At 68.9% G+C, this 16,690-nt stretch carries 13 protein-coding genes; 2 read left to right on the top strand and 11 right to left on the bottom strand.

The window, feature by feature from the left end; genetic code table 11:
• Positions 1-12: 12 nt before the first annotated feature.
• A complete protein-coding gene (locus tag OCS65_RS19550; protein WP_263507448.1) occupies positions 13-972 on the top strand; it encodes a DUF1214 domain-containing protein in 960 nt (319 codons plus the stop codon).
• A gap of 98 nt (positions 973-1,070) precedes the next feature.
• Here OCS65_RS19550 and OCS65_RS19545 read toward each other — a convergent pair whose 3' ends face one another.
• From OCS65_RS19545 to OCS65_RS19505, 9 genes are all read right to left on the bottom strand, one after another.
• Positions 1,071-2,561, bottom strand: coding sequence for a stealth family protein (locus OCS65_RS19545; RefSeq protein WP_263507447.1), 1,491 nt, complete (start codon positions 2,559-2,561; stop codon positions 1,071-1,073).
• A gap of 275 nt (positions 2,562-2,836) precedes the next feature.
• Positions 2,837-3,973, bottom strand: a complete 1,137-nt coding sequence (locus OCS65_RS19540; protein ID WP_263507446.1) for a Wadjet anti-phage system protein JetD domain-containing protein — start codon at positions 3,971-3,973, stop codon at positions 2,837-2,839.
• Positions 3,970-7,269: an ATP-binding protein gene (locus OCS65_RS19535; protein ID WP_263507445.1), complete on the bottom strand. Its 3,300-nt coding sequence runs from the start codon at positions 7,267-7,269 to the stop codon at positions 3,970-3,972. The genes OCS65_RS19540 and OCS65_RS19535 overlap by 4 nt, the downstream gene beginning before the upstream one ends.
• On the bottom strand, positions 7,266-7,871 hold the full coding sequence (locus OCS65_RS19530; protein WP_040275769.1) for a DUF4194 domain-containing protein: 606 nt from the start codon (positions 7,869-7,871) through the stop codon (positions 7,266-7,268). Before OCS65_RS19530 ends, OCS65_RS19535 begins: the two co-directional genes overlap by 4 nt.
• Positions 7,868-9,379 (bottom strand): DUF3375 domain-containing protein, encoded by a 1,512-nt coding sequence (locus tag OCS65_RS19525; protein ID WP_174824743.1) that lies wholly within the window; start codon positions 9,377-9,379, stop codon positions 7,868-7,870. Before OCS65_RS19525 ends, OCS65_RS19530 begins: the two co-directional genes overlap by 4 nt.
• A 98-nt stretch (positions 9,380-9,477) precedes the next feature.
• Positions 9,478-10,107, bottom strand: coding sequence for a DUF3558 domain-containing protein (locus OCS65_RS19520; protein ID WP_263507444.1), 630 nt, complete (start codon positions 10,105-10,107; stop codon positions 9,478-9,480).
• Positions 10,104-10,436: a hypothetical protein gene (locus tag OCS65_RS19515; RefSeq protein ID WP_065922774.1), complete on the bottom strand. Its 333-nt coding sequence runs from the start codon at positions 10,434-10,436 to the stop codon at positions 10,104-10,106. Before OCS65_RS19515 ends, OCS65_RS19520 begins: the two co-directional genes overlap by 4 nt.
• A 974-nt stretch (positions 10,437-11,410) precedes the next feature.
• Entirely contained in the window at positions 11,411-12,202 is a 792-nt protein-coding gene (locus tag OCS65_RS19510) for an HpcH/HpaI aldolase/citrate lyase family protein (protein WP_263507443.1), read from the bottom strand.
• Positions 12,202-13,467 carry a CaiB/BaiF CoA transferase family protein gene (locus OCS65_RS19505; protein WP_263507442.1) on the bottom strand — a complete coding sequence of 422 codons (1,266 nt, stop codon included), beginning with the start codon at positions 13,465-13,467 and terminating at the stop codon, positions 12,202-12,204. The genes OCS65_RS19510 and OCS65_RS19505 overlap by 1 nt, the downstream gene beginning before the upstream one ends.
• Before the next feature lie 219 nt (positions 13,468-13,686).
• Here OCS65_RS19505 and OCS65_RS19500 point away from each other — a divergent pair, with 219 nt between their 5' ends.
• Positions 13,687-14,607, top strand: coding sequence for a LysR family transcriptional regulator (locus OCS65_RS19500; RefSeq protein ID WP_029542709.1), 921 nt, complete (start codon positions 13,687-13,689; stop codon positions 14,605-14,607).
• Positions 14,608-14,636: 29 nt separating this feature from the next.
• Here OCS65_RS19500 and OCS65_RS19495 read toward each other — a convergent pair whose 3' ends face one another.
• Both OCS65_RS19495 and OCS65_RS19490 read right to left on the bottom strand, forming a co-directional pair.
• Complete coding sequence (locus tag OCS65_RS19495; RefSeq protein WP_263507441.1) at positions 14,637-15,482, bottom strand: HpcH/HpaI aldolase/citrate lyase family protein; 846 nt, start codon at positions 15,480-15,482, stop codon at positions 14,637-14,639.
• 8 nt (positions 15,483-15,490) lie between these two features.
• Positions 15,491-16,603: a PrpF domain-containing protein gene (locus OCS65_RS19490; RefSeq protein WP_263510378.1), complete on the bottom strand. Its 1,113-nt coding sequence runs from the start codon at positions 16,601-16,603 to the stop codon at positions 15,491-15,493.
• Positions 16,604-16,690 lie beyond the last annotated feature (87 nt).

Here is a 16,690-nt window from a genome sequence, read left to right as displayed (position 1 = left end):
AGGCTGCCGCGCATGACATCGATTCCGGTGAATGTGGACAACTTCGTTCGCGCGGAGACGGATCGGATGTTTCTCGACCTTCAGCGGGACGCCGGGGGCATCAATGTGCTCCGGCACAACCGGGAGCCCGCCTCGGTCGAGCAGCAGACGGTGATCCGGATGAACCGCGACACCCTGTACAGCCTCGCGATCGTCGACACCTCGGAGGGAGCGACGCTCACCATCCCCGACGGCGGTCGGCGGTACATGTCCGTGATGGTGGTCGACCAGGACCACCATGTCGATCGGATCCTCCACGACCCGGGAGAGCACAGGTTCACGGCCGACGAGTTCCCGACACCGTACGTCGCCGTCGCGGTGCGGATCCTCGTCGATCCCTCCGATCCGGACGACGTCCGCACCGTGGTCTCGCTCCAGGACCGGTTCCGTCTCGAAGTCGGCTCGTCGACGCCGTTCGCGGCGCCCGACTACGACCGTGCGAGCCTCGACGCGACGCGGGAGGCGCTGCTGGCGCTGGCACGAGGACTGACCGGCTTCGATCGGATGTTCGGTGCCCGGAACACCGTCGACCCGGTCCGGCACCTGATCGGTACCGCCGCCGGCTGGGGCGGCCTTCCGACCGAGGAGGCCGTGTACATCGGCGTCGATCCGGGACTGCCGGTCGGAGAGTACGAGTTGACCGTCGGCGATGTGCCCGTCGACGGCTTCTGGTCCGTCTCGGTCTACAACGCCGAGGGCTTCTTCGAACCGAACGAGCACCACGCCTACAGCATCAACAACCTCACAGGCGTTCCCAACGCCGACGGCTCGATCACCGTCCGTTTCGGTGGCGGCGACGATGCGGACCGCGCCAATCACCTTCCCGTCACGGAGGGGTGGAACTATCTCGTTCGCCTGTATCGCCCGCGTGCGGAGGTCCTCGACGGAAGCTGGGTGTTTCCCGCCCTCGCCTCGTCACCGAACGGGCGGTGAGCGTCGACGCCGGCCCGGCGTCGTCCCCGAGTTCGCGTTCACCCGGCCGGGCCGCCCCACGGATAATCGGGACGGCCCGATGCGTCCGAGGGCGCAGGTCACGCCCGCCTCGGGTAGTCCGTCTCCCACGGCGCCGGGATCGGGTAGTACCGCTCCAGGAACTGCGTGACCTTGGCCGTCCGCACCTCGAGGTCGACCTCGGGCACGCTGCCGTCGTTGAGGCAGAAGAAGTCCATCTTCCGCGTCGCCAGCAGCGTGTCCAGCTCGCGCAGACCCGAAACCATCGTCGTGTCGACGTACCGCATGCGGGCCGTCGTCTGCTGCACCGCCCGGCCGGTCATCAGCGCGTAGTAGTGGTAGAACGAGTTCGTCACCGAGATGTTCTCCGCGGCCCGGAACGTGCTCGCCGCCGTCGCGGCGAACTCCTCCGCGAACTCCCGCTCCATCTCCACCATGATGCTCTTGCGCAGGGGCACCGGCGTGTGTTCGAGGTGCCGGGTGATCGTCACCCCGAACCGGTCCTCGAGCAGCCGGCGATTCACGCGTGCCGCGTTCTCGAAACCGCTGCGCTTCTTGTGGTTCCGGCCCAATCCGATCCGGGTGTCGGCCTCGATGAACTTCGTGACCCCGCCGGCGGAGAAGAACATCTGCGGATCCACCGCGCGGCCGAAGAACATGTCGTCGTTCGAGTACAGGAAGTGCTCGGACAGGCCCGGGATGTGATGCAGCTGGCACTCGACGGCCTGCGAATTGTGGGTGGGCAGCACCGACGGGTCGGCGAAGAACTCCTCGCTGCGCACGAACGTGACCCGGCCGTCGTCGGCCAGCCAGTCCGGTCGCTCCGAGTCGGTCGCGACGAAGATCCGCCGGATCCACGGCGCATACATGTGCACGGAGCGCAGCGCGTACTTCAGCTCGTTGATCTGCCGGAAGCGCGCGGGGGAGTCGTCGCCCTCGCCCACCACGTAGTTCTGCATGCGCTTGGCGCGTTCGGCCTGCCACTCCTTCGACGAGCCGTCCACCCACGAGAACACCAGGTCGATCTCGAACGGGACGTCCGACGGATGGGTCGCGAACATCCCCTCGATCGTCGGCCACGTCTGCCCGTAGCGCTCGACGGTGGTGCGGGTGATCTCCTCCCGCGGCACGCTGCGCCGGGTCAGAGCGTTCTCTTTCGGCAGGAGGATTTCGTCGTCGGTGTGCGACCACAGCTCGATCTGCACCCCGTTCGACGCCCCGTACCGCAGCCCGCTGGTCAGCTCGACTCGCGGCCGGAACAGTCGGAACACCCGGTCCTTGGAACTAGGGGAAAGCCGGCCGTCGGCGACGAGCACCGGTCGGCGCCGCTTGGTGCCGACCGTCTTGGAGTAGAACGGTTCGTCGGTGCACGCGACGACCAGTGCGGCGCGCAGCTCCTTGCGGTCGGCCCAGTCCACCGCCAGCACCGGGCGCGCGCCGTCGCCGCGGACCAGCAGAAAGTCGATGCCGGCGTCATCGAGGACCCGGCGCACGAAGTACAGATCCTCGAGCATCGCCTCGTGCGGCGTGGTCGTCGAGATGGGGATCGCATAGCGATCCCGGAACCACACGATGTCCGGGTGGCCGTGCAGCCGGGGCCGCTCGGACGCGAGCGGGGGAGCGTCCCCGACGCTGTGGGGCAGGGGGACGAGATGAACGGTGTGGGGGGCCGGCGTGTGCGTCGGAGTGCTCCTTTCCTGTGAAGGGATTTCCCGTGAAAGATCCCGGGAATGAGAAGTTTGATTCTAGTTCACTATTGCAACTTCAGGCACATCGTGAAGCCGCAGGTGGGAAGACGACTCCGGAACCGGCGGCCCGTGCGGGGCGACAGGCTCGACGCCCGCGCCTACAGCGCCTCGAGATGGGCGACGACGTACGGCCACGGGATCCGTTCCTGTTCGAGCCGCAGACCCTCGGTGCGCACCACCGCGAGCGCGTCGCGTTCCGGTCCGGTCAGGTGTGCGGGCGTGTGCGGGGCGGGTGACGCCTCGGGCACGGCGAGGTCGCGCCACCGCTCGACGGTGCCGCGGTCCATGAGCAGGCTGCGCACGTGCGGGAGGCGGCCGCGGAGCCGGTCGAGGATCGCGAAACCGTGCGTGTCCAGGTCACCCCAGTACACGACGTCGGAGGCGGCGAGCCACGGCACGTCCGCCAGCTCGTGCACCGCGTAGCCGCCGCCGTGCACCGCCACCGTCGCCGGCAGCTCCGGCAGCGCGTGCAGGCCCTCCTTGTTCTCCAGGATCAGGGTGCGGGCCGGCTTCACCGGCAGTGCCGCCAGCTCGTCGAGCGACGTCGCGAAGATCCGGGGCGCCCCCGCCAGCAGCGCCCGGTCGCACACGGCCACCTCGCACATCCGCGGCAGCGACCGCACCCCCAGGTCACGATCGCCCCGCACGCCGTCGAGCAGCGTCTCGACCAGGCCGCGGTGCCGCGACACCCATTTGGTGTCGACGCCGGGCACCGGCAGCTGGCGGACGAACAGCCCCGACGACGGATGCTCGGCCAGCCAGCGCACCGCTGCGACGAGCCGCGCGAAGTCCGGCTCGTCCAGCTCCAGCCAGCGGGCATGCGTCGCGGCGATCGCTGTCGCGAGCGTCGCGGTGCCGGGGCCGAGTCCGTCGAGCAGCCGCGCCTGCCGTTCGGTGAGGGTGCGCCACTCGGGTGCTCGTGCGGCCGCGGCGGCGATCTCGGTCGCGCCCGAAAGCAGCAGGCGCATCGGCACTTCCTGCGTGCCGAAGCTCGGCCAGCGCCGCGTCTCCCACTCGACCCGCCCGGCACCCGGGTAGCGGTGCCAGGCACGCACCCACGCGACGACGGCGTCGGGATCCTGCGCGACCCGCCGCTCGGACGGCGGATGCAGCCCGATCGACAGCGAATCCGATTCGGCCGCAGTGGGATCGGTGATCCATCGGGTGCGGCGGCTGCGGTAGGCAACCTGGGCCTTGCTGGCGACCGCGGACGGCGGCACGCACAGTGCGCTCACGTGCCGTCCCCGCGGATCGGCAACAGTGCGATCTGCGAGTAGCGCTTGTCGCGGATGCTCACCGCGGCCACGCCGTCGATGTAGTCGTCGAGGGTCTGCAGCAGCTTGAGCGGGGTGGCGAGCACCATGTGGAACCCGAACTGGGTGAACACGTCCAGCGCCCGTCGCGTGTACGCGGGGTCGGCGCGGTCGAACGCCTCGTCGAGGATCACGGTGCCGTAGCGCGGCAGCTCCTCGCCGGCGGCGGCCAGCTGATAGCGCAGCGCCGCCGCGAGGCAGAAGAACACCAGCTTCTGCGCCTGTCCACCCGACAGGCCGGAGCTCGAGTCGTGATAGTTGGCGTCGTTGCCCTCCGGGTCGACCTCCACCCCGATGAATCCGACGTGCAGGCGGGTGTCGAGCACGAGGCGCTTCCACCGCAGGTCGGCGGGCTCGCCGGAGTCGAGCCGTTCGAGCACCGCCGCCATCTGTTCGAACCGCCGCTCCGCCGCGGCCCGGTCCTCCTCCTTCCACGCGCCGCTCGTGATCTGCAGCAGCTCCGCCAGGAACTCCGACGCGGCAGGGGAGCGCCGGTCCTTGACGTCGATGCGCAGGATCCGGTCGGTGTCGAACGGCGAGCGGCGCAGCGATTCGTTCACCGGCTCGATACGTGAGCGGATCTCACCCGGAGCCTTACGGATCGCGCGCGCCAGCTCCCCGATGTTGCGGTGCGACTGCTCGCGCAGCAGCCGGAAGAACTCGTCCTCGTAGGCGGGCAGGCCGTCGCTGCGCAGCCGGGCGAGCACCGCGAGGGCGTCGTCGACGTACTCGGCCTCGGAGCGCATCTCGGCGCGCCGCGCCTCCCACTCGGCGAGGTAGCCGGTGAGGATGGCGGTGATGCGGCGCTCGGCGTCCGCGGTGTCGTGCTGCGCGGACCGCATCTCCGCGTTGATCGCGCGACCCACCGTGCTCAGGGCCCGGTCGATGTTGTCGACGGTGACGCGGCGGACCGCCGCGGCGAACCGGGCCCGGATGCGCGCGGCGATCGGGTCGGGCACCGCCGTGCCGGCGTGGGCCTGCGCCTCGTCGAGCCGCGCCTGCACCCGGGTCAGCTCGTCCCGGTGCTGTTCGAGCTTGGCCAGCGCCGCGGTGTGCGCCTGCCGGGCGGCGCGTTCCTCGCTCTCGGCGCGAGCCAGATCCGCGGTGAGCGTGGCATATTCGGTGTTGCCCTGCATCCACTCGCGCAGCCGCTCCTCGATCGCGTCCACCGCGTTTTCCGCCGCCGCGACGTCGACGTCGGACCACGCGGACTCGCGGATCACCGCGGCGGCCTGCCGGCGCAGCTGGATCGCAGACTCGGCGCGTTCGAGCGCCTCCTGCCGCCGTTGCAGCGCGTCGACGTCGGTCTCGGCGTCGCCGATGCGCCGGCGCAGGTCGGCAAGCTTGGCCTCGTTGTCGAAGCCGAGGACCCAGCGGCTGCGGTCGTCGATGCGCCGCCGGTCGTCCTTCTCGTGCCGGTCGCCACCGTGCTTGACCTGCCCGGCCCGGGTCACGCCCCGCGGGACGCGGCGCAGGTCGTCGGCGGTGTCGACGCACGCGTAGTCGAAGCGGTCCGCCAGGTGGTGCTGCAGCCACGCGGCGAGCGGGCCGGGGCGCACCTCGAGCTTGCGGACGAGCGAGCCGTCGGCGGTGGTGGGTGCGTCCGGCGCACCGACGCCCGTGCGGACTCGCCGGTATACGAGGCGGGCACCGAGATGGTGTGCGTCGACGGCGGCGGCCACCCGCGGGTACAGCTCGTCGGGCACCAGCAGGGTGCGCCCGAATCCGCCCAGGACACGCTCGATCGGGCCCGTCCACTCGGCGTGCTCGGCGCGCACCGCGATCAGCTCGCCCGCAAAGTGCAGGGCGTCCTCACCGAGTCCGGCCGCCGAGCACACCAGTTCCCGGGCGCGCAGCAGGTCGGGATCGAGGTTCGAGCGCCGCCGGGCCAGGACCTCCCGGTCGGCGATCAGTTCGCGGATCGTCTTCCGGCGCTCGGCGAGCGCGCCGGCCACCTCGTACAGCTCGGCCCTGCGCGTGTCCGCGGTCGCGTCGAGCTCGCGCAGTTCCCCCTCGAGCTGGGCCTGCAGATGCGCGAAGTCGTCCGCGGTGGCCGGTGTCTCCGCCTCCCAGTGCGCGAGGGCGATGTCGAACCGTTTGCGTTGCTGGGTAATTCGTTCGAGCGCGGTCTCGGCGGTCTCGTTGTGCACGCGGAGGGTCGCGAGCCGGCCGTCGCCGGCGCTCTCGGCGCGCACCCGCAGATCGAGGGTGCGTTCGCCGGCGCGGTCGGCCTCGTCGGCGGTCTTGTCCGCGGCGGCCTGCAACAGACCGGTCTGCGCCCGCGTCTCGTCGAGCCTGTCGCTGAGCAGGTCCACCGTCATCCGGGCGTGCACCGCGTCGAGGTGATCGGTCTCGTCCTGCAGGTCGCGCTGTGACTGCAGGCCGCTGCGACGGGTGTCGGCCAGCGCGACGAGCGGCTCGAGCGTCTCGACCTGACGACGGGCGTCGACGACGACGCGATGCGCCTCGCGCAGCTCGCGGAACTGCGTGGTGGCCCGCTCGGCCATCGCGAACGTCGGCGGCTCGTCGAGCATGTAGTCGCGCAACAGCTGGTCGAGGCTGTTCAGGCTCTTCGCGGACAGCGTGCGGTGCAGCAGCCGCTGCGCGGCCTCCGACGAGATGCCGAGCTTGGACCGGAACGCGCGGGCGAACGGCGCGTAGCTGGGGTTCACGACCGCATCAGGCCAGCGCTTGCGGATGCCCCGGGTGTCGATTCCCCGCGTGACGAACGGTTCGAGGTCGGTCAGCTCCACGTCGGTGTCGAGGATCAGGTGCAGGTGCGAGATCTCGTTGTTGGCGTTGGCGCCCCGGCGCAGGTGCATGAGCTTGACCAGGGTCACCGGGGCCGCGCCGTCGGCGGCGTTGTACGTCAGTGCGACCGCGCTCCACGTGGCGCCGGTGCGCAGATACGAGGCGGTGAGCGCGTCGGTGTCGGCGTCGGCCTCGCGCCGCCACGCCCCGCGGATGTAGCTGACGAAGTTGCGGCCCGACCCGGCCGCCGACTCCTGCGCGGCCGCGTTGAACCGCACGCTGCCGCCCGGCATGAGCACCGTCGAGATCGCATCGATGAGCGTCGACTTGCCCGAGCCGGACGCGCCCGTGATGAGAAAACCCTTGCGGGCCACGGGAATGTCGTGATGCCCGTGCAGGGTGCCCCAGTTGACCACCTGCACCCGCGCGAGCCGGAACTGGCCGGGGTGGATGGGGGCGGCGCTCACGGCGCGTCCTCCTCGACGATGCGCCGGAACTCGGCCTCGACGGCGGCGACCTGATCGGCGTCGAACAACTGCCGCAACACCGGAGAGACCTCCATCCGGCCCTCCGTGGACGTCGACGCCAGCAGCGTGTACTTCTTCAACTTCTCCCACGACGCGTTGACCCGTTTGCGGAAGCCGGCCGGATCGGTGCTCGTCGCAGCGCGGTACATCTCCAACTGCCCGGCCACCTCGTCGAAGTCGACGATCACCCGCTCGCCCGGCTGGGCGCGCAGCAGCCGGTGCCGCAACGCCAGCAGCATCACGGTGTCCATGAACGTGAGCCGCTCGGTGCGCAGCACCGTCGGGGCCTTGTGGTCGCCCGTGTCGGCGGGGCGGGTGAACGCGAGCTGATCGTCCTCGTCGACGACGAGATCGAGAAACACGTCCGCGAGCCGGGACCGCAGCACCCGCTCGTCGCGGATCACCGTCCGCCACACCTCCGGGTGCTTGTCGGCGGTGACGAGCGGTCCCTTGAGCAGCTGCACCAGCGCGCGGCGGGTGTCGAGGTCGAGTTCGCCGGTGTCGCCCGGATACAGCCCGGTGCGTGTGGTCGATTCGGTCATGACGCGTCCTCGGTGATGCGGGCGGTGAACTCGGTGTCGGTGGGGTCGAACAGGTGCCGCCGCACCGTCGCGACGCGGGTCGCGCCCGACGGGGACGTCCACGCGATCTCCTCGGTGCCGTCGACGCGGTGACCGTGCTCCGCGGCGAGCACCAGCAGACCCACCGCGCTGGCCAGACCTTGCGTGGCGGGATGGTCGCGCAATACGTCGCCGATCGTGGCGCTGCCGCGGGAACGTAGCGTGGCGGCGACGTTGCCGGCCAGCTCGTCCATGTCGATCTCCGATTCGCGGACGATGCGGCGCAGCTCCGCCAGATCCACCTCGCCGACCGGTTGCGTCACCACCGGCTCGGCCACCAGGTCGTCGGCCGGGTTGTGCAGCCGCAGCGCCGCCACCGAGTCGATGCCCATGCCTACCCGCACCAGTTCGAGGTCCAGCAGGTCGTATGGTTTGCGGCGCTGCGCCACCTGCAGGGCCTGCTGCTGGGCCGAGCGCAACAGCCGCTGCAGGCGCCGGTGCTCCTCGTAGTGGCGGGACTGCACGAAGTGTCGCAGCGAACGCGACAGCGACGTCATCGTCACGTGGACCTCGCCGCCCGCGTCCTCCATCTCGGTGAGCAGGGTGCGGAACCGGTTGCGCTGCTCGGTGGTGAGCTGCTGCGCGAACGGGCGTTGCAGCACTGCCTCGATCCAGTCGTCGAGCTGCGACGACCGCTCCGGATCGATGATCATGTCGTAGAAGCCGGCGAAGCTGCGGCCGGCGTCGGAGCTGCCGATCAGATCGACCCCGCGGAACACCTCGCCGAGAGTGTCGCCGCGGTCGCCCTCGTCGTCGAGGATCCGGGCCCGCAGTTCCCGGTTGAGCGCCTCCAACTCGGCGCGCACCCGCGCGAAGTCACCCGGGATCTCCCCGGCCAACGCCAGGATCTCCGCGGACCGTTCCACCGCGCGGTTCCCGTCCAGCACGGGAAAATCCCCGGATTCGACGGCGGCGATCTGCCGGTCCAGCTCGTCGCGCTCGGCCCGCAACGCCGCCAGGCGGCTCTCGCTGCGTGGGTCCGAGTCCCGCGCCAGTGCCTGGAGCTGGCTCGACAGGGTGGTCAGCCGCGACTCGGTGACCGAGCTGGTGGCGGTCGTCAGGCCCGCGACGAACGTGAGCGCGGCGAACGTCGCCTCGGTCGGTTCGAGGGTCTCCTCCCGGGCGTCGGCGCTCGCGCGGCGCAGCAGGTAACCCGCGCGCACCCAGTCCGCACAATAGGCCTGACCGGTGCGCGGCAGCTCGAAGCCCTCGTCGCGCAGTTCCTGCAGGTCCGCATCGAGGCGGGCGAACAGCTCCGGGGCCGGCAGCCGTCGCGTGCCGCGGTCGAAGTGCCGGCCCAGCAGCGCCAGCACCGCGGCTGCATTGTCCGACCGCAGCAGCGCCCACGCCGGGTGCTCCTGACGCAGACGCGCCAGGCGGTGCAGGTCGGCGGTGGACACGACGCTCCCTCCGGTGTCGGGTTCGACCATGCTGACATACGGCGCCGACAGCGTCGCGGGCGTGGTCTCGACCAACCTGTGCGGGTTCGAGTTCGGCTTCCGGGCTCGAATCCAGACCCTATGCTGGGTCAGCGGGTGCGCGACTCGACGTCGTCGAGGACGGCGACGATGCGCTCGGCGGTGTGCGCGAGGCCCACGCACCACTGTGACTCGGGCAAGTACTCGACTTCGGAACCGAATACCACCTGGCCGAAGAGCATCACTCCATAGGAGGTTTCGACGCTCATATGGCAACTCTCGGGATAGGACGTGTTGGTCTTGAGTAGTGCGCGCCGGCCGGCAATCTCGGTGGGGACAACGTTGTCGCCGTTGTCTGCGGTCTTTTGCAGTTCTATCGCCCAGTCGAAGTTGGCCGACCTCACGGTCAGCCCGTAGGCCGCCACCCCGGGACGCTTCACCGTGCCGTCGTAGGAGCAGCCGAGCATCGTGTAGTGGGTCGCCGCGAAGTCCGCGTTGTTTTCGGATCTCGGGTCGTAGCCGGCGGAAATGAGCACGTCGTCGGGAATGTCGAGGCACGGGTCGAAGGCGACCAAGGGGCGGTCGGACTCGTCCACCAGTCGCGGCACGCGAGTCGTGGTGGCCGGTGTGCTCGGTGTCTTGCTCGCGGTGTCCGTGGTGGCGGTAGAGTCGGCGCAGCCGATCAGCGAAGCGAGGGCCAGAAGTGCACCTGCCGCGGCGGCGCTGCGAAATGCGGTCACCGCCCACCCTGACCCGACGCGTTGAGGACGGCGCTCCAGTCGTGTTCCGTAGCCAAGAATCCCTCGCCGCCTGACGCGAACGTCTCTCGCATATTCTCGAGTACCGCTGCGAATTGTTGGAGGCGTTCGAAAAGCGATTCGGGTGTCCCGCGGGCTTTGCGTACGAAGCCGGTGCGGAGGTCTTCGGCCGACTTGAAGCCCCCGAAGCTCGGTGCATCGGCCAAGTCGCTTGCGTGCCGTGCCGCTTCGCGGAGCGTCTCGAGCATGGTGTCGCAGATGGCGACGATCTCCTCGATCGTCCGCGGTTCCAAACGAAGTCTCTCTGCCATGAATCCCCCCGGTATCAGTTGGCCCGGGAACTGTAACGCATTCGTTTGCAGGTCACGCGGGATTCTCATTCGAGAATGGGGGGTTGAGACGCCTGCGTCCCGACCGAGCTCGCGTGCGATTCGGTCGGGACGATTCGGTTCTCGTCGGCGGGGTCGGTGTCTCACAGCGCCAGTGTCAGGCCTGCTTCTGCGAGAGTGTGTGCGGTCAGGCCGGAGGCGAGCATCCAGGCGGAGTGCTTGTCGAAGATCGGCGCTCCCCGGTCGCCCACCACGGCGAGAATCAGTGCGATCAGTCCGCAGTGCCGGCGGCGTCGAGCTCAAAGCGGATGCACAGATGTGCGCGGGGAGCATCGAACCTCCGTGGGTAAACCACGATGGCGGGTCAGATCGCGAACAGCAGCGCGCCGGTACCGATTGCGACGGCGACGCAGTAACCGAAGAATCCCAGACCGCTGAAGTTCGATCTTTCGCCACATGGCGATGACGATGCCGAGCGTGACGGCCCCGTCGAGCACCGCCCCGACCAGCACCATGCACAGCGTCGAGGCGGAGCCGAGCAATCCCACGACAGCGTGAGGTCCACCTGTACGCCCAGACCGGCGTCACCTTGGACAGCGAGGCCCAGACTTCGTGCGCGAGACGGTCGGGAAGTTCGACGCGTTCTGGTGGCTGCTCCTCATCGTGGGAACGCCCCCCAGTACGGAGTCACCACGGTGTCGAAGCGGCTCCCGCTATCCCTGCTCGCGGTGCTCGACGAGGTTGCCAACGTTCGCAGGCTGTGGGAATTGCCGAACCGGTACTTGCACTCCGGCAGCCGCGGAACCGTGATCACCACCACCTTGCTGTCCTAGGTCTACTCTCGGTAGCCACCAGCCGGCGTATCGGGAGGTGATGCGTCGGCCGAAGCATCTGCTCATGGCAGGTGGCACGCGTTCGTGCACTACATGGTGTAGACGGTGCGGAGCATGACGGCATCACGTTCGCGCCGCGTCCAAGATCTTTTGTGCCCGCTCTGCGACGGGGAGATCCACGAATTCACCTCCAGGTAGCCGGACCGCCGCTCCGCCGGCCTTCTCGAATGCGTCGACCACTGCGCGGGCCCAGTCGATGTCCTCCTGTCCCGAAGTGAAGGTGGCATGGATGGCCGTCAGCTGAGCGGGGTGAATTGCGGACTTGCCGAACAGGCCGAGGCTGCGACTGTGGGCGGCCTGCTGGATGAGTCCGTCATTGTCATCGAGGTGGGGGTAGACGCTGTCGATCGGTGGGGCGATGCCGGCGGCGCGCGCGGCGACGACGAGGTGGGATCGCACGTACTGCATCGGTATGTCCCCGTCTCCCGTGCCGAGGTCCTTCTGCAGGTCGATACCGCCGAGTGCGAGATGCGTTACCGCCGGGTGACCGGCGATATCGAAGGCATTGGCGACCCCTTTCGCGGTTTCGATGGCGCAGATCAGGGGTTTTTCCGGGGCCCGGGCTGCGACCCAGTGAACGTCGTCGAGTGTTTCGACCTTGGGGATGCGGATGCCGTGTGCCGATGCAGCGACGGCATGCAGATCAGCGGCGGCGAGTCCGGTTCCGGGGGCGTTGATTCGCACCCATGCGGTCCTGGTGGTGACGACGGATGCGACGTTTGCCCTGGCGGTCCGCTTCTCGGAGGGCGGCACCGCGTCCTCGAGATCGAGGATGACGGCGTCGGCGCCGGCGTGGAACACCTTTCCGAGCAGATTCAGGTTGTGGCCAGGCGCGAAGAGGTAGCTGCGGTTCATCAAAGGACGCCCTTCTCGGTGAGTTCGGTAATTCGTTCCTGGTCGATGCCGAGGGTGTCCCGGTAGAACTCCTGGTTGTCCTGCCCGAGACGGCGGCCGGGGAACTTGATCGCGCCCGGAGTCCCGAGCATGCGAAGCATGACGTTCTGCATCTTGATCGGGCCGAGGTCTTCGTCGTCGACGGTCGTGATGCAGTCACGGGCGAGGACCTGCGGATCACTCATGAGTTGCGCGACGTCGTAGATGGGTGCGAGCGCGGCGCCGACCCGTTCGAACTCGGCCGTGACTTCGTGCAGGGGTCTGTCTGCGATCCACTTCGCAACCGCGTCGTCGAGCAGTTCGCCGTTGCGGCTGCGTTCGCCGGCGGAGTCGAACCAGGATTGCTCGACGATGTCAGGTCGGCCGACCAGGCGCATGACCCGCGCGGCGACAGAGGTGGCGCTCGCGGAGACGGCAACCCACCGGCCATCCTTGGTGAGGTAGGTGTTGCGTGGGGCGTTATTGGGGGAGCGGTTGCCGTTGCGGCCGGCGATGGTGCCGAGTTGGTCGTAGGCGGTGGGCCCGGGGCCGAGAATTCCCAGGAGTGGTTCGAGTAGTGACATGTCGATGACCTGTCCGCGGCCGGCCGAGCCGTTGCGGTGGAGGAGTGCGGCCACCACGCCGAATGCGCCGGCAAGTCCGGCAACGCCGTCGGCGAGTCCGAAGGGCGGCAGCGTCGGTGGACCGTCCTCCGTCCCGGTTTGGTGTGCAAAGCCACTCATCGCCTCGGCCAGGGTGCCGAATGCGCGGCGCTCGGCGTAGGGTCCGGATTGGCCGAACCCGGTGACGCGGAGCAGGACCAGTCCCGGATTGACGGCATGGAGTCGGTCCGGACCCAGCCCCCACTTCTCGAGTACGCCGGGGCGGAAGTTCTCCACCAGCACGTCGGCATCGATCACGAGGTCGCGGAGTATCTGCTGGCCTTCGTCGGTGCTGAGATTGAGAGTGATGCACTTCTTGTTACGGGCGATGACCTTCCACCACAGTCCGTGGCCGTCCTTCCGGGCTCCGTGTGAGCGGGCGGGATCGCCCGAGGGGTGCTCGATCTTGATTACGTCCGCGCCGAAATCACCGAGGAGCATGGCGGTGATCGGTGCGGCGTAGACGGTACTGATGTCGAGGACGCGGAGGCCGTGCAACGGGCCACGTGTCGGAGGAGGGCTGTCGGCTGTGCTCGTGCCAGGGTGGTCGTGGGTCGAGTAACTGTCGCTCGGGTGTGCAGTCATAAGCTGTCCTCGGATGGTGGGGAAGGTCGATACAGGTGCGGCGCTCGACAGCGGCCGGGGTGCACGAGCGCGGACCGACGGGTGATGCCGGCAGGGTCATGGCGCGACCGAAAAGTCCGTGGCGCCGTTGCCGCCACCTCAGATTGACATCCCCCGGGTTCAACTACAATCACGGGCATATCGACAGCAGTTAACTTTGTCTAAAGTCAGGGGTGGCGCGTGCTGGATACTGCCAGGATGTTCACACTGCGCACGGTCGCCGCGCACGGGTCGATCACCGCGGCGGCGTCCGCGCTCGGGTATACCACTTCGGCTGTGTCCCAACAGATCGCGAAGCTGGAGAAGGAGGCGGGGCAGCCGCTTCTGGAGCGGCACGCGCGAGGCATCGTGCTGACCGAGGCCGGAAGCTCGGTGGTTCGGCACACCGAACGTATCCTGGTCGAGCTGGAGGCCGCCGAGGCCGAACTCGCGGAGATCAAGGGGCTGCGGGCCGGTGTGCTGGCGATCGGCACCTTTCCCACGGCCGGATCGTCACTGCTGCCGCTGGTGGTCAAGGAGTTCAAGACGCGGCACCCGGGCGTCGATCTGAAGGTGCTCAGCGGCCGGTTCGCGCAACTGGTCGACGCCCTGCGCCGGCGGGAGACCGAATTGTCGTTGCTGTGGGACTACGAATGGAACCGGATCGACGACCCCACGTTGACCTACCACCACCTGATGAACGATCCGACCGTGTTGCTGGTGTCGGAACGGCACCGTCTGGCCGACCGCGACTCGATCCGGATCACCGAACTGCGCGACGAGTCGTGGGTGGTGCGCGCCGACGATCACCCGGTTGCCCAGACACTCGAAAAGCTCTGTCAACAAGGTGGTTTCATGCCTCGGACGAGCGTGTTCGCGCACGACTACGGTGAAGTACAGGCGATGGTGGCCGTCGAGCTCGGTGTGGCCATCGCGCCGCGCCTGGCCGTGCTCAACCTCCGGCCCGACGTCCGGTCGATTCCCCTCGCGACCCGCCCGCCGCAGCGGCGCATCCTGGTCGCGCATCTGACCGAGCGGCGGCTGAGCCCGGCCGCGCAGGAAGGAATCGCGGTGTGCACTGCCGCCGCCCGCCTACTGCAGGAGGGATTCGAGGCCGGATAGGGGCCCGACCCTCCCCGGAAGGATGCCTGTCAGTTCCGGCAGATGCCGAACGCGTCGGCGAGGCGAGTGATCTGCTCGGCCCGCCCGAGGCGGGGCAGGTCGCTGCCGTCGCGGATGATGCGGCCGCGGGCTTCGAAATCGGCCAGGAACTGCCGCGCCCAGGTGACATCCGACGGTGTAGGGCTGATGGCCTCGTTGATCACCTGCAGCTGATCGGTGTCCAGGCACAGCTTTCCGGTAAGGCCGAGGGAGACGGTCACTGCGGACTGTTCGCGCAACACGGTGTGGCCGTTGCTGACGGTGGGGCCGTCGATCGGTCCGGGCAGCCGGCCGACCCGGCTGGCGACCACCAGTCGGGAGCGAGGGTACGCCATGGCGAGGTCGTCGGCGCTCGTGCCGGTGTCCCGGCGATAGTCGCCGCTGCCGAAGGCGAGCCTGAACACGCCGCGGGCGCGGGCGATAGCGCCGGCCTGCTCGATGCCGAGGGCGGATTCGACCAGGGCAAGAACTGGGGTGCCTCCGCCGAGTCGGTCGAAGGTTTCGGTGATATGTTCGGCCGCTTCGACTTTCGCGAGCATTACACCCGCCAGTCCGGGAAGGCCGGCGAGTCGATCGACGTCGTCGCTCCAGTACTTCGAGGACCGGTCGTTGATCCGGACCCAGGCCGAGGAGTGTTCGAGCCAGGCGGCAACGTCCTCGCGTGCTGAGGACTTCCGTTGCGGATCGACTGCGTCCTCGATGTCGAGGACGATCTGATCGGCGCAGGAACGTTCGGCCTGGTCGAACAGGTCGGTCCGGCCGCCGTTGACCAGCAGCCAGGAGCGGGCGATCCGCGCGTCGATTGTCCGGGGTGCGATCGTGGCGTTCTCGGGCATTCGGACCTTCACCGTGCCAACCCGACCAGTGCGGGCGCCGGGCCGGTGACGAAGAGTTCCGCCACTGCGATGCGTCGGGCCGCCCGGTGCAAGGTGACCGATTCGAGGATACCGTCGGGCGAGGTGGTGAGGTCGACGTCGAGGACCCCGGCGGGCGTCCCTATCCGTAGCGATCCGGGCCACCGGACCCGTGTGTTGTGGGTGACGACGCCACCGGTCACGGTGGACGCCGCGGCGACGGCGACAGCGGACGTCAGTCCGATTGCGGGGTGCGGGGCAAGCATCGACAGCATCCGGACGGAGATGTCGTAGTCGTCTTCGTCGATGTCGACGCCCGCGCTGGTGCGGTAGTCCACCGGCGGGCCGACGACGCCGATCTTGGGGATCGCGTGTGTGACCGGGTCTCCCGGTTTGCTCAGTCCCATCCGCAACGATGATTCCCGTCGCAGCCGGAGAAGCAGCGGCAGGTGTTCGGCGATGGTCCGATTGTCTTCTGCGCCGGTCAGGCCGAGGTCGGCGGCGTCGAACAACGCCGCCGGAGCGCCAGCGGCGACCATCGTGGCGCGGTACGTGTGGTTATCGATCGAAATCTGTTCGGCGGGTGCGCCGGTGGGCAGCAGTGTGGCTGTATCGGCAGCGAGACCGGCGAAGGTGAGGCCAACCGGGACGCCCAGCGCGCTGGTGCCTGGCACGGCCGCGTCACCCTCGGTGGGGATCATTCCGCCCGGGGTCGCGATCTCGGCAGTGAGGATTGCGCCGGTGTTCTGGTTGCGCATTCGCACGGTCGTCACCGCGGAGTCGACCGGAACGAAGCCGGATTGCAGCGCATACAGTCCGATCGCGGTGGCGCAGTTTCCGCAGTTGCTGCCCCATTCGACCTGCCGGTCACCGATCGCGACCTGCGCGAACAGGTAGTCGACGTCGATGCCGGACTCGCTGGAGCGGCGCACGATCGCCGCCTTCGACGTGGTCGAGCTGCCGCCGCCGACACCATCGAGCTGGCGCGGGTCGCCGGAGCCGAACGCGGAGGTCAAGATGGCGTCCAGCCCCCCTGCCTGGGGGATGAGGGGATCGACGTCCACGGCGTTGAACAGCCAGCACTTGCTGGTGCCTCCCCGCATCCAGGTTCCACGGAGTGTGAACACGGTCGGCCCACCTTTCGGGTTGGAAGAGTGTGTGAGGCACCGCTGGAGGCTCCGATCGGATAG

Source organism: Rhodococcus aetherivorans (assembly GCF_025722975.1).
Classification (GTDB): Bacteria; Actinomycetota; Actinomycetes; order Mycobacteriales; family Mycobacteriaceae; genus Rhodococcus; species Rhodococcus aetherivorans.
The sequence above is the reverse complement of the archived record's forward strand: the minus strand, read 5'-3'. Positions and strand labels throughout refer to the sequence as shown.